Genomic DNA, 20,371 nt, shown 5'->3' on the forward strand with positions numbered 1-20,371 from the left:
AGGGAAACAAACATGGCTTATGACGTCGTAATCATCGGCTCGGGACCGGGCGGCTATGTCTGCGCCATCAAGGCGGCGCAACTCGGGCTGAAGGTCGCGGTGGTCGAGAAGAACCCGACCTTCGGCGGCACCTGCCTCAACATCGGCTGCATTCCGTCCAAGGCGTTGCTGCATGCCTCCGAGATGTTCGCCGAGGCCGGCCACTCCTTCGACACGCTGGGTGTCGAAGTGACACCGAAGCTCAATTTGAAGAAGATGATGGCGCACAAGGACGCCACGGTGACGGCGAACGTCAACGGCGTCGCCTTCCTGTTCAAGAAGAACAAGATCGATAGTTTTCGCGGCATCGGCACGGTGGTCGCGGCGGGCAAGGTGTCGGTGACGAGCGAGGACGGCAAGGTCGAGGAAATCGAGACGAAGAACATCGTCATCGCCACCGGCTCGGATGTCGCCGGCATTCCTGGCGTCACGGTCGACTTCGACGAAAAAGTCATCGTGTCCTCGACCGGCGCGCTGTCGCTGGACAAGGTGCCCGGCCATCTCGTCGTGGTCGGCGGCGGCGTCATCGGGCTCGAGCTCGGCTCGGTCTGGGCGCGGCTCGGCGCCAAGGTCACCGTGGTCGAATTCCTCGACACCATCCTCGGCGGTATGGACGGTGAGGTCTCCAAGCAATTCCAGCGGCTGCTCTCCAAGCAGGGCTTCGAATTCAGGCTCGGCGCCAAGGTCACCGGCGTCGCCAAGGCTAAGAAGGGCGCCAGCGTCACTTTCGAGCCTGTGAAAGGCGGCGCGGCCGAGACGATCGAGGCCGACATGGTGCTGATCGCCACCGGCCGCCGCGCTTTCGCCGACAGCCTGGGCCTGAAGGAAGCGGGCGTCGAGGTCGATGAGCGCGGCCGGGTCAAGACGGACGCGCACCTGAGGACCAACGTACCAGGCATCTATGCCATCGGCGATGTCATCGCCGGGCCGATGCTGGCGCACAAGGCCGAGGATGAGGGCGTAGCGGTCGCCGAGACGATTGCCGGCCAGGCCGGCCATGTGAACTACGACGTCATTCCGAGCGTCGTCTACACCAGCCCGGAGATCGCTTCGGTCGGCAAGACCGAGGAGGAGTTGAAGAAGGCCGGCATCGACTACAAGGTCGGAAAGTTTCCGTTCACCGCCAATGGCCGGGCACGCGCCATGCTGCACACCGACGGCTTCGTCAAGATCCTGGCCGACAAGGCCACCGACCGCGTGCTCGGCGTTCACATCGTCGGCTTCGGCGCCGGCGAGATGATCCACGAGGCGGCGGTGCTGATGGAATTCGGCGGCTCGTCGGAAGATCTCGCCCGCACCTGTCATGCCCATCCGACCATGTCGGAAGCAGTGAAGGAAGCGGCATTGGCGACGTTCTTCAAGCCGATCCATATTTAGAACGATCCAGGAAAACCGTGACACGGTTTTCCCGGGAAAAGCGCGTAGCGCTTTCCCTGAGGGAATTGCCTCCTTGCCTGCCCAAACAGAACGGCCCACCGGAAGGCGGGCCGTTCTTCGTTGAAAGCCGTGGCCCGGATTACTGGGCCGGTGCGGGAGCTGGGGCCGGGGCAGGAGCCGGTGTCGCCGGTGCAGGAGCAGGCGCGGGTGCCGGGGCAGGCGCGGGTGCCGGTTCGGCGGGCTTCATCGGTTCCGCGGGCGCTGGGGCCGGGGCCGGTGTGCTCGCGGCCGGCGGTTCGGTCGCCGGATGCTCACCACTTCTTCCGAAAACATAATACGCGACAATCGCCAGAATAACGACGACCAATGCAATCAGCCAAGGGCTGCCGCCGCCACCTGATCTGGGCGTGTCGTTTGATGGATTCGCCATAAAAGTGTCCTCCGTGGATGAAAATGATCAATCAACAGCCATCAACGCGCAACCGTTGAAGGGGTTTCACGCTAGGGAAGGAAAGCGCCGAAAACGCGGCGCCTGGGTCCTCCGCTGCCCACGCGACTCAATCGACAGCGGTGACAGTATAGCCGGCTTTGCGGAAATCCTCGACCAGGCCCTCGGGACCGGGCAGATGCAGCGCGCCGACGGCGATGAAGGCACTGCCTTTGGCGAGGAATGGTCCGGCATGATCGACCATCGCCTTGTTGCGGCTGGTGATCATGGTCTGCTCGAATGCCGCGTAGCCTGTCGCGTCGCCCGTCTCGCCGGGCAGCACGGCGCGAAACAGCGGCCAGAACATGCCGGTCTCGCCGCGCTGGTAGAGCACGATCATGGTTTCGTTGACGTCGTTCATCCTGTCGCCGAGCTTCAGTGTGTCAACCAGTCCCTTCATGTGGAACGCCATCGGCAGCGAAGCCATGGCGCGCAGCTGGTCGGCGACGGTCTCCAGCCCTTCGACGGATTTTCCGGAGGCCTTGGCATCCTCGGCAAGCTTGACGTCGAGCACCGGCACGCCGCCGGCCTTGCGGGCGAGCTCGCAGGCTGGAAGCGCCACCATGGCCGACAGCATCCACGGCTTCATCTTGGCGACGGTTGCCGGCGGGATGCCGCGTTCGTCGAGCGCCTTGTCGACCGCCGCGGCGTCGTCGGGCGACAGCAGCGACGACAGCGTGGTGCTGTCGGTGAACATCATCAGCTCCGGCTGCTTGAGCAGGGCCGCCATCATCTTCTGCTGGTCGAGCACTTCGGTGGTCTCGATGACGATGGTGCCGGCGCCGTCATAGGCCTTCTGCGCCGCCGGCGGCAGCGCTGTGACACGCGGGTCGGTCATATGCATGGTGCCGAACAGGAAGGACGGCTGTTCGCCCGTCTTCTCCAGCTTCCACAGCAGGCCCTTGCCGTTCGGCGTTGCGGCGGCTTCCGCCTCGATCTTGCGGTAGGTGGACGGGTCGCTTTTCTGCAACGCCGACAGCATGTCGGCGCCGGTGCAGGACGGGATTTCGGCATGCGCCTTGCCCGCCGCGAACAGCAGGACGGCGAGCAGAGACAGGAAAAACAGCACATGGAGCGCCACGAGCAGCTTCAGCGAGAAGAGCGCAGCGCGGTCGGCGATGACGATGACCCGTTTCATGGTCCTTTCCTAAGCTGGAAAAACGGCAAAACGGTTAATCGGGAGAACGAAATTGTCTTCGGTTCAATCAGTTTTGACTATCGCTCGAATTACTGAACGGCTTGCGGTTGGTTGAGCCGCCCACCCCCTCATCATCCCGTGGCGAAGTCCGGAAGCCTCGCGCAACCCCAATACTTCACGCCCTCGGGTGAGCCGATTCATAGATCTCCAACAGCCTCGCCGTATCGACGCCGGTGTAGATCTGCGTGGTCGACAGGCTGGCGTGGCCGAGCAGTTCCTGGATGGTGCGCAGGTCACCGCCACGGCCGAGCAGATGCGTGGCGAAGGAATGGCGCAGGGCGTGCGGCGTTGCGGTGTCCGGCAGGTTGAGCGCGGAGCGCAGCTTGGCCATCTCCCGCTGGACGATGGCCGGGTTGAGCGGGCCGCCGCGCGCGCCGCGAAACAAAAGGCCCTTGAGGTCGAGATGGTAGGGGCACAGCCCGCGGTATTCGGCAACCGCCCTGAGCGCCACCGGCAGCACCGGCACCAGCCGCGTCTTGCCGCCCTTGCCGGTGACGCGCAGCACCGTGTCGGCCTCCGACGCCAGTTCGGCGCCGGCAAGGCCGAGCGCCTCGGAAATGCGCAGGCCCGAGCCGTAGAGCAGCGTCAGCACGGCGGCGTTGCGGGCGGCGACCCAGGGTTCCTCCGCCAATTGACCCTCGACGGAAACGACATGTTTTGCGTCACTGGCCGTCAGCGGTTTCGGCAGTGACTTTGGTTGGCGAGGCGCACGCAGGGCCGCCGCGCCCGCTGCGTTGGCGAGACCACGCCGTTCCAGAAAGCGCAAGAGTGAGCGAATGCCGGCCAGCCCCCGGCCGAGCGTGCGGGCGCCTGCGCCTTCATTGCGGCGGGCGGCGAGAAAGCCGCGCAGGTCGGCCGGGCGCAGATCGGCGATGTCGGCTATGCCGGGCGGGCCGCCATTATGACCCGTCAGGAAATGCAGGAACTGCCTGGTGTCGCGCTCGTAGGCTTCCACCGTCTCGGGCGACAGCCGACGTTCTCGCGCGAGCATCTTGAGCCAGCTTTCGCGCGCCGCCTGGAGGTCGGGCTTTGCCGGGATAAGGAATTCCTGCATGGCGTCGTTCCGGTTCGCCGTCATTTTCCGGCAGCCGGGTTAGGAAGCGGTGAAGAGGCGTCATTGAAATGACAATCCGGTGGGGCTAGGAGTCGACCGGCGGCAAGTCAAAACCGTGGTGATTGGCCAAACGGGGTATCCGCAAATAGAGAGTTGCAGGAACGAAACCCGTGAGCCTTTCTGAACTGCCGTGGGTTTGATCACCGTAACGAATGGATCCTCGGGTCTGCGCAGTCGCTTCGCGCCTGCTCCGCCCGTGGATGACGAAGGTAAAAGCGCGCCATGAGCAAGCCCCAGAACCCCGTCCAGATGGCCGTGATCGGCGCCGCTCACGGCATCAAGGGCGAATTGCGCGTCAAAACCTTTACCGGCGATCCGCTGGCGCTCGCCGATTACGGGCCGCTTTACGCAAGGGACGGCCGCGCCTTCCAGATCATCGACATAAGGCCCGCCAACACCGTGGTCGTGGTGCGCTTCAAGGGTGTCAGCGACCGCAACGCGGCCGAGGCGCTGGCCGGCACGGAGCTGTTCGTCGATCGCTCCATGCTGCCTGATGACGGCGAGGAGGACGAATTCTATCACGCCGACCTGATCGGTCTGGAGGTTTGGGACGATACGGGGACTGTCCTTGGCAAGGTCGTGGCCGTGCACAATTTCGGCGGCGGCGACATCCTCGATGTGACGCTGGCCGGACGCAAAGGCGTGTTGATCCCGTTCACGCAGGCCGCTGTGCCCGAAGTGTCCATCGCCGAGGGTTTTGTGCGCGTCAACCAGGCGGCGGCCGGACTGATCGAGGACGAGGACGGCGAAGCGCCGCGCGAGGAAGGCTTCGACCCGAAGGGCAGGCCGCGCGGCCCGAGGGACGCCGGGGGCAACCGGTGAGCTTCTCCGCCTCCGTGCTTACGCTCTACCCGGAAATGTTTCCGGGTCCGCTTGGCCTGTCACTGGCCGGGCGGGCGCTGGAGGCCGGTACATGGTCGCTGCGGGCAATCCAGATACGCGACTTCGCAACCGACCGCCACCGCACTGTCGACGACACGCCGGCCGGCGGCGGCGCCGGCATGGTGATGCGCGCCGATGTCTTGGCCAGGGCGATCGACCATGCCTCGCCCGAAGGCGATTTGCGGCCACGGCTGCTGATGAGCCCGCGTGGAAAGCCGCTGACGCAGGCGCGCGTGCGCGAACTGGCCGCCGGGACGGGCGCCGTCATCCTGTGCGGCCGCTTCGAAGGCATCGACCAGCGGGTGATCGACGCGCGGAAATTGGAGGAAGTCTCCATCGGCGATTTCATCCTCTCCGGCGGCGAGCCGGCGGCGCTTGTGCTGCTCGACGCGGTCGTGCGGCTGCTGCCCGGCGTCATGGGCAATGCCGTGTCGGGTGAAGAAGAGAGCTTTGAAAACGGCCTGCTCGAACACCCGCACTACACGCGGCCGCAGGATTTCGAGGGCCGGCCTATTCCCGAGGTGCTGACCTCGGGTAACCACGGCAAGATCGCAGCGTGGCGGCGGGCAGAGTCGGAGAAGCTGACTCGAGAACGGCGGCCGGACTTGCTCGGCTCTCCTCAGCCCTTGGCGAAATAGTAGAACGCCAAGAACAGCCCGACCGCGACGACGAAGCCACGCACCACGTTCTGCGGCACGCGCTTGGCGATCCACACGCCGGCATAGCCGCCCAACGCGCCGCCGGGGATCATGATGATCGCTTGCGGCCAGGCGACGACGCCACCCGAGACGAAGACGACGATGGCGACCGCTGCGATGACCATGGCCAGCATGTTTTTCAGCGCGTTCAGGCGGTGGTAGTCGCCGGCCTGGGTCAGGCCGAGCGTCGCCAGCATCATCACGCCCATGCCGGCCCCGAAGAAGCCGCCATAGATGGCGGTGACGAACTGCGCCAGCGAGCCGGCCAATGAGCCCACGGAAGCCTCATGCCCCGGCTTGGGTGCGGGCTTCAGCCACGGCCCGGCGGCGAACAGCGCCGTCGCCGCCAGCAGCAGCCACGGCACCAGGACGCGAAATGACGGATTGTCCAGCGCCAGCAGGATAAGCGCGCCGGCCAGTGCGCCGAGCGCCGATATCAGGCAGAGCAGCAGGGCGCCACGCCAGAAATGGCGGATGTCGTCCCGGTAGGCCAGCGTCGAGGTGATGTAGCCGGGAAATTGCGTCACCGAGGAGGTGGCGTTGGCGACGATCGGCGGCAGGCCGACCAAGGTCATGGCACCGAACGTGATGAAGGTGCCGCCGCCCGCGACCGCATTGGCGGCGCCGGAAAGAAAACCCGCCATGAATAGCAGGACCGCGTCGAAAAAGGACATGAGGATGCCGCCCGAGAACTATGGTTGCCTCGCCTTAGGCAGCTTGAAGGGCCCTTGCAACCCGGCAGTGGACAGATACGATGGTGCACGCGAGCAAAAAAGACGCGGCCAAGACGTGACAAAGCGTCGAAATAGCTGTATGTGCCCGCCGAACCGGGAGAAATCTGCCGGACCCGTCAACAATGGCGGTGTAGTCGCCCCTGCCCGATGTTTTCGAACAAAGGGCATAGCCGAGCGGTCATTGGAACTGCAAGGCGAGCGCCGGGCGCTCTGACTGTCGGAAGAACAAGAAGTGGATTATTGAGATGGATCTCATCCGTCAGCTCGAGGCCGAACAGGCCGCCAAGATCGAAGCCAAGCGCAAGCTTCCCGAATTCCAGCCCGGCGACACCGTGCGCGTCCAGGTCCGCGTGACCGAAGGCACCCGCACCCGCGTCCAGGCCTATGAAGGCGTCGTCATCGCCCGCGCCGGTTCGGGCTTCCAGGAAAATTTCACTGTCCGCAAGATCTCCTACGGCGAAGGCGTCGAGCGCGTCTTCCCGGTGTTTTCGCCAATGGTCGAAGGCGTCGAGATCGTGCGTCGCGGCAAGGTGCGTCGTGCCAAGCTCTATTACCTGCGCGACCGTCGCGGCAAGTCGGCCCGTATTTCGGAGAACACCGGCGTGCGCGCCCGCAAGCTCAATGATGAGGAGCGCGATGCGCTGAACGCCGAGAAGGCGCGCATCGAGGCCGAGAAGGTTGCCGCCGCGCAGGCGCTGGCCGCCGAGACAGCCGCCAAGGAAGCCGCCGAGAAGAAGGCCGCCGACGAGGCCGCGAAGGCTGCGGAAGCCGCCGCCGCCGAATAAGGTTTAGACAGATATTCTTAAAAAAGGCGGCTTCGGCCGCCTTTTTTCGTTTCGGAGCCCGCCTTTTGCCAAATGCGGGCTTCCAAAGCGGGATTGATTTCTATAATACGGTAGACTAAATAATCGTGTACAGTCTAATTTTCGGAGACTTGATATGACCGCACTCTATTCGACCCAGGCTCGTGCCGTCGGCGGCCGCGCCGGCCACGTCCAGACCGATGACGGCCTGCTCAGCCTCGATCTCGCAATGCCGAAGGAGCTTGGCGGCAAGGGTGGCGCCACCAATCCCGAACAGCTTTTCGCCGCCGGCTATGCCGCTTGCTTCGAAAGCGCCATGCGGTTTCTCGCCGGCAAGCAGAAACTGCCGCTGCGCGATGCCTCGGTGACGGCCACTGTCAGCCTCCATCCCAACGGTCAGGGCGGTTTCCTGCTCGGCGTTTCCCTGGCGGCCGAGACGAAAGGTCTTGATCAGGCGGCCGCCGAAGCGCTTGTATCGGCAGCGCACCAGATCTGCCCCTACTCCAACGCAACCAGGGGCAATATCGAGGTGGCGATTTCGGCAAAGGCGACATGACGGCGAAAACCAAAGACACGGCCAACCAGGTCCCGGCGGGTGACGCCGGGACAAGCGCGGTCCCAAGGCTCAGCGACCAGCTCTGCTTCGCGCTCTATTCGGCGAGCGGATTGATGACGAAGCTCTACCGGCCGTTGCTCGATCCGCTTGGCCTGACCTATCCGCAATATCTGGCCATGCTGGCGCTGTGGGAGCGCGCGCCGAGCACGGTGGGCGAGCTCGGCGAGGCGCTGGGCCTCGATTCGGCGACGCTGACGCCGCTGCTCAAGCGGCTCGAGGCCGGCGGCCTGGTTACGCGCCGGCGCGATCCTGCCGACGAGCGCCGCGTGCTGGTCGAGCCGACAGCCAAGGGCCAAGCCTTGCGCGAGCGCGCCAGGGACATCCCCGCCGCCATGCTCTGCAGCATGCCGCTCGACCCAGCCGAGTTGAAGTCGCTGCATGGCACGCTGACCCGCTTCGTCGCCGGGCTGCGCGAGGCCGATGCCGGAGCGCCGCAGCGCGGCTGATCGGCCACGGCAAGGATCGTTCCCCAAAATCCCGGCCGAAAGTGTCTATTTGCGTTTTTCGCCGGCCGTGGCGCAGCGGAGCGTCTTGCATGGCGCTTGCGGAGAGCTAAAGTCGGCGCCGGATTTCCTTTGCAAGCCCGGCCCGTGTCCGGGCGCTTTCACTTCCGGGGAGTGTGTCATGACAAAATCGAAACTGCTGCTGGCCGGCCTGCTTGCCGTCATGCTTGCGCCCGTTGCCGCCTTCGCCCAGGCGCTGCCCGATCTCGGCGGCAAGAAAGTGGTGGTGGTGACGGAAAACGCCTATCCGCCGCTACAGTTCATCGATGCCAAGACCGGAAAACAGATCGGCTGGGAATATGACGCGATGAACGAGATCGCCAAGCGGCTGAATTTCACCGTCGAGTACCAGAACACGTCCTGGGACGCGATGATCCAGGCGGTTTCCGACAACCAGTACAACATCGGCATGACCGGCATCACCATCAAGGACGACCGCAAGCAGAAGGTGGATTTCTCTGACCCCTATATGCGCTCGGAACAGTTCATGTTGGTGCGCGGCGACGAGAGCCGCTTCACCGACGCCAAGACCTTCGGCGCCTTCAAGGACGGGCTGATCGGCGCGCAGGCCGGCACGACGCCCTTCTACACCGCTGTCTACAGCGTGCTGGACGGCAATGAGCAGAACCCGCGCATAAAGCTGTTCGAGACGTTCGGTGCCACCGTGCAGGCGCTGAAGACTGGCGACGTCGATGTGGTGCTCACGGACGGCACTGCGGGCAAGGGCTATGTCGACGCTTCCGAGGGCAAGCTGAAGCTGATCGGCGGCCCGCTCGGCACCGAGGATTTCGGCTTCATCTTTCCCAAGGGCTCCGACCTGGTGAAGCCTGTCAACGCCGCGATCGCCGCGCTCAAGACCGACGGCACGTTCGATGCGCTGAACAAGAAATGGTTTCTTGATTACAAGATGGGGCAGTAGTTCGTCTTGATGCGGGCGGTGCGCGTGCGGGAACTCGCGCTGAGTTTGCGCTTGAACGCCCCCTCTGCCCTGCCGGGCATCTCCCCCTCAAGGGGGGAGATTGGCAGCTTGGCCTTCGTTCCACATGCAGCATCGATGAAGATTGGCGAAGGCCGATGAGACATCTGATCTCCCCCTTGAGGGGGAGATGTCCGGCAGGACAGAGGGGGCGCCTTGGCGCCTGCCTTGCGCACTATGCACCTCGCCGGCCACGCCTGATGGCACCCCCACAGTCCTCCGCCAAACCTGAATTCCCCTGGTGGCTGGCCGCCGCCCTTGTCCTTGCCCTGGCCGCCGCGCTCGCCATCGCCGCCAGCGATCTTTATGCCCAAGTCTTCGCCACTGTTGCCAAGGGCATCGGCGTCACCGTCTTCGTCACCATTGTCGCCTTCGCGCTGGCCTCGATCATCGGCCTCGGCATCGCGCTGATGGGATTGTCGGGTTCGCAGTGGCTGCGGCAGATCGCGCGTTTCTATGTCGAGATCATCCGTGGCGTACCGATCCTGGTGCTTTTGTTCTGGATCGCGTTTGCCGGCGCACCGGCTTTCGTCGCAGCCTGGAACGCGCTGACCGCGCCGCTGCAGAGCACCGGCTATCTCGGCGAGTTGCAGGTGCGCGACGTCTCGCTCTTGTGGCGCGCCGTCATGGCGCTGACCATCGGCTATTCCGCCTTCATCTCCGAAGTGTTCCGGGCCGGCATCCAGGCGGTCGAGAAGGGCCAGATCGAAGCGGCCAAGGCGCTCGGGCTCACGCGGGCGCAACGTTTCCGGCTCATCGTCTTTCCGCAGGCGATCCGTACCATCCTGCCGCCGCTCGGCAATGACTTCGTCGCCCTGGTCAAGGATTCCTCGCTGGTCTCGGTGCTCGGTGTCGCCGACATCACGCAGATGGGCAAGGTCTATGCCGCCGGTTCCTTCCGCTTCTTCGAGACCTATTCGATAACAGCCTACATCTATCTCATCCTGACCGTCGGCTTGTCTTTGGCGCTCCGGGCGCTGGAACGGCGGTTGCGCCGCCAACATCAGGAATAGTGTTTCGGCAAGGACGGCGTTACGCTCCGGTTACGCACTGGAGGAGGAGCATGCCCATGAACGTCGACAAGGCCAATGCTGCGCTGAATTCGGTCTATACGGCCGATACGCCCGAAACCCTGGCGCAGGCCTATGCCGCATGGGCCGCGACCTATGACAGCGAGACCGCCTCGCTCGGTTATCTCCTGCCGTTCCTCATTGCCGCCTGGGTGGCGCGCCATGTGCCTGCGGGCGAAGGGCCGCTGCTCGACGCCGGCTGCGGCACCGGCCTGTCCGGGCCGTCGCTGAAGGCGCTGGGCTACGGCGATATCGCCGGGCTCGACCTGTCGGACGACATGCTGAAGATCGCCGGCAGCCGCAACGCCTATGGCGAGCTGAAGCAGGCAATGCTGGGCGGCCCGCTGCCCTGGCCCGACGGCCATTTCCGCGCCTTCTTCTCGACCGGCGTGTTCACCATCAGCCATGCGCCGGCTTCCGGCCTGCACGAACTGGTGCGCGTCACGAAGAAAGGCGGCCACGCCATCTTCACCGTGCGCGACCAGGTGTTCGAGAGCGGTGGTTTCCAGGCCGTCTTCGACGAGCTGGAACGGACGGGAAAATGGCGGCTGATGGAGCAAAGCCCGTGGTTCCGCTGCTATGCGATTGCCGAGCCGGATGCGCTGGTGAAGACGTTTGTCTTCGAGGTGCTTTGAACCGCGGGTCCGCCAAGCTTGGTGCGCATCCCCCGGAGGCGTGGACGCGAGGACGAGGAACCCAGGTCCCGCGCAGCCACCGCCAATTGCCGAAAAGCCAAAACATTGCTATCTACCCCGCCATGGAAGAGCTTTTTGGCGATCCGGCCTACAAGGGGTTCGTGCTGCAGGACAGAAAACGCCTGCCGTCGCGCTTCTCCGCGCGCGTCTGTGGCGCGCCGACCAGCCGACTTACGCGGGCCGACTGATCAACTCGTTTCGCCTGACATCTCGGCGTCTGCCCTTCCCTTTCTCATATCGACGGATTTACGCACATGAGCGCACCGCGCACCCTTTATGACAAGATTTTCGACGACCACGTCGTCGACCGCCAGGACGACGGCACCTGCCTGCTCTATATCGACCGCCACCTCGTCCATGAGGTGACCAGCCCGCAGGCCTTCGAGGGCCTGCGCATGAGTGGCCGCAAAGTCCGTCATCCCGAAAAGACGCTGGCCGTGGTCGACCACAACGTCTCGACCTCGCCCGAGCGCAAGTTCGGCATCAAGAACGAGGAAAGCCGCATCCAGGTCGAGGCTCTGGCCAAGAACGCCAAGGATTTCGGCGTCGAATATTATTCCGAGAACGACATCCGCCAGGGCATCGTCCACATCATCGGGCCGGAGCAGGGTTTCACCTTGCCCGGCATGACCATCGTCTGCGGCGACAGCCACACCTCCACCCACGGCGCCTTCGGCGCGCTGGCGCACGGCATCGGCACGTCGGAGGTCGAGCACGTGCTGGCGACGCAGACGCTGATCCAGCGTAAGGCCAAGAACATGCTGGTGCGCGTCGACGGCCAGTTGCCGGAAGGCGTCACCGCCAAGGACATTATCCTCGCCATCATCGGGGAGATCGGCACCGCCGGCGGCACCGGCTATGTCATCGAATATGCCGGCGAGGCGATCCGCTCGCTGTCGATGGAAGGCCGCATGACGATCTGCAACATGTCGATCGAGGGCGGCGCGCGCGCCGGCCTGATCGCACCTGACGAGACGACCTTCGCCTATGTCAAGGACAAGCCGCGCGCGCCCAAGGGCGCCGCCTGGGACGCCGCGCTCGCCTACTGGAAGACACTGCAATCCGACGAAGGCGCGCATTTCGACAAGGTGATCGTGCTCGATGCGGCCAAACTGCCGCCGATCGTCTCCTGGGGCTCTTCCCCGGAGGATGTTGTCTCGGTGCAAGGGATTGTGCCGAACCCGGAAGACATCACCGACGAAAACAAGCGCACCTCAAAGCAGCGCGCGCTCGACTATATGGGCCTGACGCCGGGAACGAAGATCACCGACATCGCCCTCGACCGTGTCTTCATCGGCTCCTGCACCAACGGCCGCATCGAGGATCTGCGCGCCGCCGCCAAGGTGGTCGAGGGCCGAAAAGTCAATCCGCGCGTCAACGCCATGATCGTGCCGGGCTCCGGCCTAGTCAAGGAACAGGCCGAGGCCGAAGGGCTGGACAAGATCTTCCTCGCCGCCGGCTTCGACTGGCGCGAGCCGGGTTGCTCGATGTGCCTTGCCATGAACGACGACCGGCTGAAGCCGCATGAGCGCTGCGCCTCGACCTCGAACCGCAATTTCGAGGGCCGGCAAGGCTTCAAGGGGCGCACCCATCTGGTGTCGCCGGCCATGGCTGCGGCGGCGGCGATCGCCGGCCACTTCGTCGATATTCGCGACTGGAAGTAAATCGCGGCTGGTTCGATCGAAACGCAAGGGCCCGGACCGCGATGCGATCCGGGCCTTCTGCTTGAGCGTCCAGAGCATGTTGGAGCTTCACCGGTCGTCGCGGCGGATGATCTCGTGGAACTGCTCGCGGCGCCCCGGTTCTTCGGCGGCGACCACCAGGGCCAGTCCGCGTTCATCGAAGAGTTTGAGCCATTCGTCCCACTCGACCAGCTCATAACCTCCGGCATTGATCGGGCGCTCCGGCTGGTCTTCGTCCTCATAGGCGTGCTGGCCGAACACCAGCCGCAGCATCGCCTGCGTGCCGGCTTCGGGCGACACGTCGACAATGGCCGGAAAGCCGGCGCGTGACGCGGCCCATGAACGGATTGCCTCGTGATCGGTCAGGGTGATTGTATCGGCCATTATCGGTTCCTCTTCTGCGCTGGACAAACGCAGGTCCGGCGCGCCGGTTCCACGTCACGCTCCGCACCCGCGTGACACATATTCGCTTTCGCTTAACCGCTTGTTTGGGCTTGCCCCTAAGGTCTTCCCCGACGTCAAGCGAGGGGAAGTCACGGTCCTTTGGACACCGGCCTGCTGATAGCGTTGCTCAACCCGACGATCGCGCTGGCCCTTGGCGCGGCGTTCCTCGTGCTTTGGTTCTATCAGCGCCACCGTCCCTATCTGGCCGTGCTGGCGGTAAGCTATTCGCTTGCGGCGGCCGGGTTCCTGTTCCAGCATTTCACGCTGCCCGTTGGCCTGGCACCGTCGAAGCTGCTCTCCAACCTATGCTTCTGCGTTGCCGGATCCTGCCTGGCCGGCGCGATCGTGGCGCGGCATGGCCAGCGAGTGCCCTATGCCGGGCTTTGCGTCTTGGCGAGCGGCGGCATGGCCGCCTTTTGCTGGTTCCTGTTCGTCCAGCCGGACCTGACATGGCGGGTCCTCGTCATCAATTTCGCGCTCGGCGGCATCAGCCTGGTGGCGGCCGCCGAATTGCGCAAGGTGCGTGGCAATGGCCCGACGGAAAAGATCCTGTTCGTCCTGGCGTTGCTCGCGGGGCTGAATTTCTTCGTGCGCACGCTTGCCGTCATCGTCGCGCACGGGCCTTTCGCGACTTATGACGAGCTCTATACATCCTCCTATTGGACGACGGCGTTGCTGTCGCACGCGCTGCTGTCGCTGCTGATCGCGCTTTGCCTGTTCTCCGCCGCCGCGCTCGACGTGATGAAGGCGTTGAAGGTCGAAACCTACACAGATCCGCTGTCTCGCCTCCTCAACCGGCGCGGCTTCGAGCAACGGGCGGCACTGCTCTTGCAACGCTGCGCGGCGGCGAAATTGCCGGTGGCCCTTGTGCTGGCCGATCTCGACCACTTCAAGGCGCTCAACGACCTGCATGGGCATGCCGCGGGCGACCGGGTGATCGCCGACTTCGCCGCCAAGCTTCGCGCCGCCGCCGGTGCGCGCGGTGAGGCCGGACGTATCGGCGGCGAGGAATTCGCGGTGCTCCTGCCCTTGACCGACCTTGCCGCCGCGCGGCTGCTCGCAGAGACCGTGCGCGTGGCCTACTCGGCCGGCGGCGTCGACGGACTTCCGCCCGGCACCAAGGTCACCGCCAGTTTCGGCGTGGCGGCGCGCAGCGGCGACGAAGCTCTGGAGCCGTTGATGCGCCGCGCCGACGAGGCCCTCTACAAGGCCAAGAAGAACGGCCGCGACAGCGTGCGCCTGTCCTATGAGCGGCCGGAAACGCTGTTTGTGCCGGAGCCGCTCAAAGCCGGCTGAAGGCGATCGGCCGACGCCTTCATCATCCAGGACCCGCGCCGCACCGCTTCGTTCCTTACTTCGCCCTGAAGGGCGATGGCAAACATCGTTCGGCCAATCTCCGAGGCGTGCGCGAGCCCGCGGTATGACCTCACGTTAACTTCTTTTTCGCCCGTCGATGGTTTGCTGCCGTCAGGGGCTTGGGAAATCATGGGCGGCGCGGACTTCATCCTTGTCATCAATCTATTCGTTGCCGGGCTGCTGGCGGCGGCCTTCATGGCGATCGCCGTCTATGACATCGGACGCGTCTCGGCACGCTGGCTGGCGTTCGGCTATGTGCTGGGCATGGCCTATTTCGTCGTTGAATTCAGCATCCCCGCCTTCGACAATGCGCGGCTGGTGGTCGTCGCAGCCTTCGCCGTTTTCCTTGGCGCCACCATCGCCTTCAACGGCGGGCTTGCGCATAGATACGGCGTGACGCCGCCCTGGTCGGCGATGCTCCTGGTCCTGGCCTTTGCCTCTGTCGCGGTCTATTTCGCCCAGGATCTGCCGCGCCAGTCCCTTGCCAGCAAGATGGCGTACCAACTGCCCTACGCCGTCATGCAGCTAACCGGGTTCGGCATCGTCTGGTCGTCCAGGCAAAGGCGTGACCGGCTCGACCGGATGCTGATGGCGGTGCTGGCGGCCAGCGCCGCGCAGTTCGCCAGCAAGCCATTCATCGCCGATGCGCTTGGCGGCCGCGGCGCCGCCCCGCAATCCTATCTGCAGACCAGCTATGCTCTGGTATCGCAATCGCTCGGCACCGTGTTCGGCGTGGCGCTGGCCTTGCTGGCGCTGGCCATACTGGTGCGCGACGTGCTCGCCGAGGCGACGTCGAAATCGGAAACGGACACGCTGTCGCGGCTCCTCAACCGCGGCGGCTTCGAGCGTCACGCCGAGAGGGCGCTGGGGGAAGCGGCGCGCCGGGGCGTCCCAGTCGCGCTGGTCATCGCCGATCTCGACCACTTCAAGTCCATCAACGACAATTACGGCCATGCCTCGGGCGACCGGGTCATCGAGGCCTTTGCCCGCTTCCTGCGCGAGGCCGCGGCCGGCCACCATGTCGCCGGTCGTATAGGCGGCGAGGAGTTCGCCATCATCCTGCCAGGCACCAACCTTGCCGCCGCGCGGCTGTTCGCCGAAGGCGCGCGCAGCGCCTTCGGGACGCTGCCCATCGACGGGCTCCCCGCCGACAATCGCTGCACGGCAAGCTTCGGCGTCGCCGAGCTTCATGCCGGCGAGCATTTTTCCGATCTGATGCGGCGTGCCGATGAAGCGCTCTATCAGGCCAAGGATGCCGGGCGCGACTGCGTGCGCGTTCCCGCCGGGCCAGCCAGGCCAGAGGCCGTGGCGCTGTTCAGCGGCAGGGGCTGAGCTCGGGCATTTCGCCGTCGGAGAGGCCATACATATAACTGCGCCCCTTCACGAACACCGGCGGCCGATAGCAGTCGCCATAGCCCGACATCTCGTCAGCCCCGTTCTCGTAGATCACCTTGGGCTGGCCGGCGCTGGTATAGTCGGACAGCTGCTTGGCGAGCTTGCCTTCGCCGACGAGGATGCGCTTGTAGCCGGCGGCACTGTCGATGACGAGATTGCCGAAGGAATCGGCGTAGACCCGATCCTGGTGGCGTCCGTCCGCCAGCGCCGGCGCGGCGAAGCCGACGGCCAATACCGCCACTGTGAGCGCCGCAAGGCGCGATCTGCCCGAATTAGAACGCATGGCGTCCTCCATGTTGGAGACAAAGCCTCCTCGAATCGGAAATTAACCTTTTCTTAACCTTTGTTAAGAGGCTGGCGCGGTTCTCACCCATGTCTTGATAAACATGGTTAACGAGGCACATGACGCGATCGTGATCGACGGTCGCGAGGCGCTGGTGATGAAAGCGGGCTCGCGCCGCTGACCTGCACCCGCTGAGCCGAAGCCCGCGCCCGCCACATATATGCTGCACCGCAGCGAGAACGGGCCGGCTTGGCATCGTCGACGCCTAATCGATTGAAGCCCGGACCTGCCTTTTAATCAGACTAAATTACGTTTTCGAAACGGTTTTCTGGCTTTGACGCGGTGCAAAAAGAGCATTAGAAACCGGCTGTCCGAAGTCGCAACCGGAAGCGGCAATGCCGCATTTCCACCTGAGGCTCCAGGAACGCCGAACTGGGGGAGCCATGAGCAAATCACCAGCCACCCGCGAATTCGCCAGACGTGAACGGCCGCTTTCGCCGCACCTCAGCGTGTACCGGCCGCCGATCACCATGACGATGTCGATCATCCATCGCATCACCGGCGGCGCGCTCTATTTCGGCACGCTCCTGGTCGCGATATGGCTGATGGCGGCGGCGAGCTCGCAAGCCACTTTCGATTGGGTGAGCTGGGCCTTCGGAACCTGGCTCGGACGGCTGATCCTGTTCGGCTACACCTGGGCGCTCATGCATCACATGCTGGGCGGCGTGCGCCACCTGATCTGGGATACCGGCGCCGGTCTCGAAAAGCATACCGCCTCCAAGATCGCCTGGGCGACCCTGGCCGGCTCGGTCCTGCTCACGCTGCTGATCTGGATCGCCGGCTATATGGCGCGAGGAGCCTGACCATGAGCACTGGAAAGACCGACATGCGCACGCCGCTGGCGAAAGTCCGCGGCCTGGGGTCCGCCCGCGAAGGCACCGGGCATTTCTGGCGCCAGCGCCTCACGGCAATCGCCAACATCCCGCTGATCCTGTTCTTCACCGGGTTCCTGGTCGCGCTCAACGGCGCCGGTTATGCGGAGGTGCGGGCAGCGCTCGCCAACCCGCTCGTGGCGCTGATGATGGCCCTTGTGCTCATCTCGCCGCTTTATCACATGCGGATCGGCATGCAGGTGATCATCGAGGATTACGTGCATGGCGAAGGCATGAAGCTGGCGCTGATCGCCCTCAACACTTTCTTCACCGTAGCGGTCGGCGTGGCTTCGCTCTTCGCCCTGCTCAAACTGGCATTCGGAGGCTGACGTTTTGGCCAAGGACGCGAAAGAAGCCAATACGGCAGGCTATACCTATGTCGACCACAAATTCGACGTCGTGGTCGTCGGTGCCGGGGGCGCGGGACTGCGCGCTACGCTGGGCATGGCCGAACAGGGCCTGCGCACCGCCTGTATCACCAAGGTTTTCCCGACCCGCTCGCACACGGTGGCGGCGCAGGGCGGCATTGCCGCTTCGCTTTCCAACATGGGCCCGGACTCCTGGCAGTGGCACATGTACGACACCGTCAAGGGTTCGGACTGGCTGGGCGATGTCGACGCCATGGAATATCTGGTGCGTGAAGCGCCGGCCGCCGTCTACGAACTCGAGCACTACGGCGTGCCGTTCTCGCGCACGGAAGAGGGCAAGATCTACCAGCGGCCGTTCGGCGGCCACATGATGAATTACGGCGATGGCCCGCCCGTGCAGCGCACCTGTGCGGCCGCCGACCGCACCGGCCACGCCATCCTGCACACGCTCTACGGCCAGTCGCTGAAGAACAACGCGCAGTTCTTCATCGAGTATTTCGCGCTCGACCTGATCATGGAGCCGGACGGCACATGCACAGGCGTCGTCGCCTGGAATCTCGACGACGGCACCATCCACCGTTTCTCGGCCAAGATGGTTGTGCTGGCGACAGGCGGCTATGGCCGCGCTTATTTCTCGGCGACGTCGGCCCACACCTGCACCGGCGACGGCGGCGGCATGGCCGCGCGGGCGGGGTTCCCCTTACAGGACATGGAGTTCGTGCAGTTCCACCCGACCGGCATCTACGGCGCCGGCTGCCTGATCACGGAAGGCGCGCGCGGCGAGGGCGGCTATCTCGTCAACTCCGAGGGCGAGCGGTTCATGGAGCGCTACGCGCCGTCGGCCAAGGACCTTGCCTCGCGCGATGTCGTCTCGCGCTGCATGACGCTGGAAATCCGCGAAGGCCGCGGCGTCGGCAAGAACAAGGACCATATCTTCCTGCACCTCGATCATCTCGATCCGGCGGTGCTGCACGAGCGGCTGCCCGGCATCTCGGAATCGGCAAAGATCTTCGCCGGCGTCGATCTCACCAAGGAGCCGATTCCGGTGCTGCCGACGGTGCACTACAATATGGGCGGCGTGCCGACCAATTACTGGGGCGAGGTGCTCAACCCGACGATCCTTAATCCCGATCGGGTCTCGCCCGGCTTGATGGCGGTAGGCGAGGCCGGCTGCGCCTCGGTGCACGGCGCCAACCGGCTGGGATCGAACTCGCTGATCGACCTGGTCGTGTTCGGCCGCGCGGCGGCGATCCGTGCCGGCCAGGTCATCGACCGCAAGTCGGCAATCCCGTCGCCCAACCAGGCCTCGGTCGAGAAGATCATGGACCGCTTCGACCGGCTGCGTCACGCCAACGGCTCGACGCCGACGGCGGTTCTGCGCGAAAAGATGCAGCGCGCCATGCAGGAAGACGCGGCGGTGTTCCGCACGCAGGAATCGCTGGAGAACGGTTGCAAGCGCATTTCGCAGATCTGGGGCGAGCTCAAGGACATAAAGGTTTTCGACCGCTCGATGATCTGGAACTCCGACCTGGTGGAGACGCTGGAGCTGGAAAACCTGATGGCCAACGCCATCACCACGGTCTACGGCGCCGAGGCGCGCAAGGAGAGCCGTGGCGCGCACGCGCGGGAGGATTTCTCGGCCCGCGACGACGCCAACTGGCGCAAGCACACGCTCGCCCATCTGAGCGAGACCGGTGAGGTGACGCTCTCCTACCGTCCGGTGCACACCGAACCGCTGCTGGCCGAAAAGGACGGCGGCATCAGTCTCGCCAAGATCGCGCCCAAGGCCAGGGTGTATTGAAATGACGTCCCGCCGCGTCATCCGAAAGGACCTGAGGTAATGGTCGAACTCACGCTCCCCAAGAACTCGAAGATCCAGCAGGGCAAGACCTGGCCGAAGCCGGAAGGCGCGACCAATCTCAGGGAATACCGCATCTACCGCTGGTCGCCGGATGATGACGAGAACCCGCGCATGGACACCTATTTCGTCGACATGGACGATTGCGGGCCGATGGTGCTGGATGCGCTGCTCTGGATCAAGAACAAGATCGACCCGACGCTGACCTTGCGCCGCTCCTGCCGGGAAGGCATCTGCGGCTCCTGCGCCATGAATATCGACGGCTCCAACACGCTCGCCTGCACCAAGGGCTGCGACGACATATCGGGTGCTGTCAAGATCTACCCGCTGCCGCATATGCCCGTCATCAAGGACCTGGTGCCCGATCTCACCAATTTCTACGCCCAGCACGCCTCGATCGAACCGTGGCTGAAGACGGTCTCACCGCAGCCGGCCAAGGAATGGCTGCAGAGCCATGAGGAGCGCGAGAAGCTCGACGGGCTCTACGAATGCATATTATGCGCCTGTTGCTCGACCTCTTGCCCGAGCTATTGGTGGAACGGCGACCGTTATCTCGGCCCGGCAACCTTGCTGCAGGCGTATCGCTGGCTGATCGACAGCCGCGACGAGGCCACGGGCGAGCGGCTCGACAATCTCGAGGACCCCTTCCGGCTCTATCGCTGCCACACCATCATGAACTGCGCGCAGACCTGCCCCAAGGGCTTGAATCCGGCCAAGGCGATCGCGGAAATCAAGAAGATGATGGTGGAGAGAAGGGTTTAGGCGCTCGCTCGCGGCAATCTTGAACGCAGCGATCCTTCGCGCCCCCTTTCTCCGGCAGGACAAAAGGGGCGCTGTCTTGCCAGCTTCAAAAAGGATTGC

Annotated in this window: 21 protein-coding genes; 16 read left to right on the forward strand and 5 right to left on the reverse strand. The window is 64.5% G+C overall.

Annotation, left to right across the window (positions count from 1 at the left end; genetic code table 11):
• Positions 1–12: 12 nt before the first annotated feature.
• Complete coding sequence (gene lpdA, locus ACIU1A_RS26670) at positions 13–1,416, forward strand: dihydrolipoyl dehydrogenase (protein ID WP_140566666.1); 1,404 nt, start codon at positions 13–15, stop codon at positions 1,414–1,416.
• A 557-nt stretch (positions 1,417–1,973) separates the two neighbouring features.
• On the opposite strand, the gene ACIU1A_RS26675 is transcribed toward lpdA, so the two are convergent.
• Positions 1,974–3,041 (reverse strand): TraB/GumN family protein, encoded by a 1,068-nt coding sequence (locus ACIU1A_RS26675; protein WP_404925653.1) that lies wholly within the window; start codon positions 3,039–3,041, stop codon positions 1,974–1,976.
• Between the two features lie 175 nt (positions 3,042–3,216).
• Complete coding sequence (locus tag ACIU1A_RS26680; RefSeq protein WP_404928020.1) at positions 3,217–4,155, reverse strand: tyrosine recombinase XerC; 939 nt, start codon at positions 4,153–4,155, stop codon at positions 3,217–3,219.
• A 282-nt stretch (positions 4,156–4,437) separates the two neighbouring features.
• Between ACIU1A_RS26680 and rimM the strand changes: the two genes are divergently transcribed.
• Positions 4,438–5,037, forward strand: coding sequence for a ribosome maturation factor RimM (gene rimM, locus ACIU1A_RS26685; protein WP_404925654.1), 600 nt, complete (start codon positions 4,438–4,440; stop codon positions 5,035–5,037).
• A complete protein-coding gene (gene trmD / locus ACIU1A_RS26690; RefSeq protein WP_404925655.1) occupies positions 5,034–5,735 on the forward strand; it encodes a tRNA (guanosine(37)-N1)-methyltransferase TrmD in 702 nt (233 codons plus the stop codon). The genes rimM and trmD overlap by 4 nt, the downstream gene beginning before the upstream one ends.
• On the opposite strand, the gene ACIU1A_RS26695 is transcribed toward trmD, so the two are convergent.
• A complete protein-coding gene (locus tag ACIU1A_RS26695; protein WP_140518089.1) occupies positions 5,717–6,469 on the reverse strand; it encodes a sulfite exporter TauE/SafE family protein in 753 nt (250 codons plus the stop codon). The two genes, trmD and ACIU1A_RS26695, sit on opposite strands and share 19 nt — an antisense overlap.
• 305 nt (positions 6,470–6,774) lie before the next feature.
• Between ACIU1A_RS26695 and rplS the strand changes: the two genes are divergently transcribed.
• The 7 genes from rplS (at position 6,775) to leuC (ending at position 12,856) form a co-directional block, all read left to right on the forward strand.
• Positions 6,775–7,314: a 50S ribosomal protein L19 gene (gene rplS / locus ACIU1A_RS26700; protein ID WP_140492749.1), complete on the forward strand. Its 540-nt coding sequence runs from the start codon at positions 6,775–6,777 to the stop codon at positions 7,312–7,314.
• Between the two features lie 154 nt (positions 7,315–7,468).
• Positions 7,469–7,888 (forward strand): organic hydroperoxide resistance protein, encoded by a 420-nt coding sequence (locus tag ACIU1A_RS26705; protein ID WP_140492746.1) that lies wholly within the window; start codon positions 7,469–7,471, stop codon positions 7,886–7,888.
• Complete coding sequence (locus tag ACIU1A_RS26710) at positions 7,885–8,394, forward strand: MarR family winged helix-turn-helix transcriptional regulator (protein WP_140518092.1); 510 nt, start codon at positions 7,885–7,887, stop codon at positions 8,392–8,394. Before ACIU1A_RS26705 ends, ACIU1A_RS26710 begins: the two co-directional genes overlap by 4 nt.
• Positions 8,395–8,572: 178 nt before the next feature.
• Complete coding sequence (locus tag ACIU1A_RS26715; RefSeq protein ID WP_140524675.1) at positions 8,573–9,370, forward strand: transporter substrate-binding domain-containing protein; 798 nt, start codon at positions 8,573–8,575, stop codon at positions 9,368–9,370.
• 257 nt (positions 9,371–9,627) lie between these two features.
• Positions 9,628–10,440 (forward strand): amino acid ABC transporter permease, encoded by an 813-nt coding sequence (locus ACIU1A_RS26720; RefSeq protein WP_404925656.1) that lies wholly within the window; start codon positions 9,628–9,630, stop codon positions 10,438–10,440.
• A gap of 56 nt (positions 10,441–10,496) precedes the next feature.
• Complete coding sequence (locus ACIU1A_RS26725) at positions 10,497–11,132, forward strand: class I SAM-dependent DNA methyltransferase (RefSeq protein WP_404925657.1); 636 nt, start codon at positions 10,497–10,499, stop codon at positions 11,130–11,132.
• 314 nt (positions 11,133–11,446) lie between these two features.
• On the forward strand, positions 11,447–12,856 hold the full coding sequence (gene leuC, locus ACIU1A_RS26730; RefSeq protein ID WP_140518096.1) for a 3-isopropylmalate dehydratase large subunit: 1,410 nt from the start codon (positions 11,447–11,449) through the stop codon (positions 12,854–12,856).
• Positions 12,857–12,943: 87 nt separating this feature from the next.
• Here leuC and ACIU1A_RS26735 read toward each other — a convergent pair whose 3' ends face one another.
• Positions 12,944–13,258, reverse strand: coding sequence for a hypothetical protein (locus ACIU1A_RS26735; RefSeq protein WP_404925658.1), 315 nt, complete (start codon positions 13,256–13,258; stop codon positions 12,944–12,946).
• Between the two features lie 159 nt (positions 13,259–13,417).
• On the opposite strand from ACIU1A_RS26735, the gene ACIU1A_RS26740 reads away from it, so the two are divergent.
• On the forward strand, positions 13,418–14,614 hold the full coding sequence (locus ACIU1A_RS26740) for a GGDEF domain-containing protein (protein WP_404925659.1): 1,197 nt from the start codon (positions 13,418–13,420) through the stop codon (positions 14,612–14,614).
• 189 nt (positions 14,615–14,803) lie between these two features.
• Entirely contained in the window at positions 14,804–16,006 is a 1,203-nt protein-coding gene (locus tag ACIU1A_RS26745; RefSeq protein ID WP_404925660.1) for a diguanylate cyclase, read from the forward strand.
• Here the strand turns inward: ACIU1A_RS26745 and ACIU1A_RS26750 are convergent.
• The gene (locus ACIU1A_RS26750) at positions 15,990–16,352 is read right to left on the reverse strand and encodes a hypothetical protein (RefSeq protein WP_140580167.1); all 363 of its coding nucleotides are present in this window, start codon (positions 16,350–16,352) and stop codon (positions 15,990–15,992) included. The two genes, ACIU1A_RS26745 and ACIU1A_RS26750, sit on opposite strands and share 17 nt — an antisense overlap.
• A 443-nt stretch (positions 16,353–16,795) precedes the next feature.
• Between ACIU1A_RS26750 and sdhC the strand changes: the two genes are divergently transcribed.
• From sdhC to ACIU1A_RS26770, 4 genes are read left to right on the forward strand one after another with little or no spacing between them, the layout of a single operon-like run.
• On the forward strand, positions 16,796–17,215 hold the full coding sequence (gene sdhC / locus ACIU1A_RS26755; RefSeq protein WP_140518100.1) for a succinate dehydrogenase, cytochrome b556 subunit: 420 nt from the start codon (positions 16,796–16,798) through the stop codon (positions 17,213–17,215).
• Between the two features lie 2 nt (positions 17,216–17,217).
• Entirely contained in the window at positions 17,218–17,613 is a 396-nt protein-coding gene (sdhD, locus tag ACIU1A_RS26760; protein WP_140518101.1) for a succinate dehydrogenase, hydrophobic membrane anchor protein, read from the forward strand.
• Positions 17,614–17,617: 4 nt separating this feature from the next.
• Positions 17,618–19,453 carry a succinate dehydrogenase flavoprotein subunit gene (gene sdhA, locus ACIU1A_RS26765; protein ID WP_404925661.1) on the forward strand — a complete coding sequence of 612 codons (1,836 nt, stop codon included), beginning with the start codon at positions 17,618–17,620 and terminating at the stop codon, positions 19,451–19,453.
• 39 nt (positions 19,454–19,492) lie between these two features.
• Positions 19,493–20,272 carry a succinate dehydrogenase iron-sulfur subunit gene (locus ACIU1A_RS26770; protein WP_140518103.1) on the forward strand — a complete coding sequence of 260 codons (780 nt, stop codon included), beginning with the start codon at positions 19,493–19,495 and terminating at the stop codon, positions 20,270–20,272.
• Positions 20,273–20,371: the final 99 nt, after the last annotated feature.

The sequence above is a fragment of the Mesorhizobium maamorense genome, from assembly GCF_044998965.1.
In the GTDB taxonomy this organism is placed as follows: domain Bacteria; phylum Pseudomonadota; class Alphaproteobacteria; order Rhizobiales; family Rhizobiaceae; genus Mesorhizobium.

Coding starts and splice junctions, on each gene's coding strand:
- lpdA (WP_140566666.1), top strand. CDS start 13: ATGGCTTATGACGTCGTAATCATCGGCTCGGGACCGGGCGGCTATGTC.
- ACIU1A_RS26675 (WP_404925653.1), bottom strand. CDS start 3,041: ATGAAACGGGTCATCGTCATCGCCGACCGCGCTGCGCTCTTCTCGCTG.
- ACIU1A_RS26680 (WP_404928020.1), bottom strand. CDS start 4,155: ATGCAGGAATTCCTTATCCCGGCAAAGCCCGACCTCCAGGCGGCGCGC.
- rimM (WP_404925654.1), top strand. CDS start 4,438: ATGAGCAAGCCCCAGAACCCCGTCCAGATGGCCGTGATCGGCGCCGCT.
- ACIU1A_RS26695 (WP_140518089.1), bottom strand. CDS start 6,469: ATGTCCTTTTTCGACGCGGTCCTGCTATTCATGGCGGGTTTTCTTTCC.
- rplS (WP_140492749.1), top strand. CDS start 6,775: ATGGATCTCATCCGTCAGCTCGAGGCCGAACAGGCCGCCAAGATCGAA.
- ACIU1A_RS26705 (WP_140492746.1), top strand. CDS start 7,469: ATGACCGCACTCTATTCGACCCAGGCTCGTGCCGTCGGCGGCCGCGCC.
- ACIU1A_RS26710 (WP_140518092.1), top strand. CDS start 7,885: ATGACGGCGAAAACCAAAGACACGGCCAACCAGGTCCCGGCGGGTGAC.
- ACIU1A_RS26715 (WP_140524675.1), top strand. CDS start 8,573: ATGACAAAATCGAAACTGCTGCTGGCCGGCCTGCTTGCCGTCATGCTT.
- ACIU1A_RS26720 (WP_404925656.1), top strand. CDS start 9,628: ATGGCACCCCCACAGTCCTCCGCCAAACCTGAATTCCCCTGGTGGCTG.
- ACIU1A_RS26725 (WP_404925657.1), top strand. CDS start 10,497: ATGAACGTCGACAAGGCCAATGCTGCGCTGAATTCGGTCTATACGGCC.
- leuC (WP_140518096.1), top strand. CDS start 11,447: ATGAGCGCACCGCGCACCCTTTATGACAAGATTTTCGACGACCACGTC.
- ACIU1A_RS26735 (WP_404925658.1), bottom strand. CDS start 13,258: ATGGCCGATACAATCACCCTGACCGATCACGAGGCAATCCGTTCATGG.
- ACIU1A_RS26745 (WP_404925660.1), top strand. CDS start 14,804: ATGGGCGGCGCGGACTTCATCCTTGTCATCAATCTATTCGTTGCCGGG.
- ACIU1A_RS26750 (WP_140580167.1), bottom strand. CDS start 16,352: ATGCGTTCTAATTCGGGCAGATCGCGCCTTGCGGCGCTCACAGTGGCG.
- sdhC (WP_140518100.1), top strand. CDS start 16,796: ATGAGCAAATCACCAGCCACCCGCGAATTCGCCAGACGTGAACGGCCG.
- sdhD (WP_140518101.1), top strand. CDS start 17,218: ATGAGCACTGGAAAGACCGACATGCGCACGCCGCTGGCGAAAGTCCGC.
- ACIU1A_RS26770 (WP_140518103.1), top strand. CDS start 19,493: ATGGTCGAACTCACGCTCCCCAAGAACTCGAAGATCCAGCAGGGCAAG.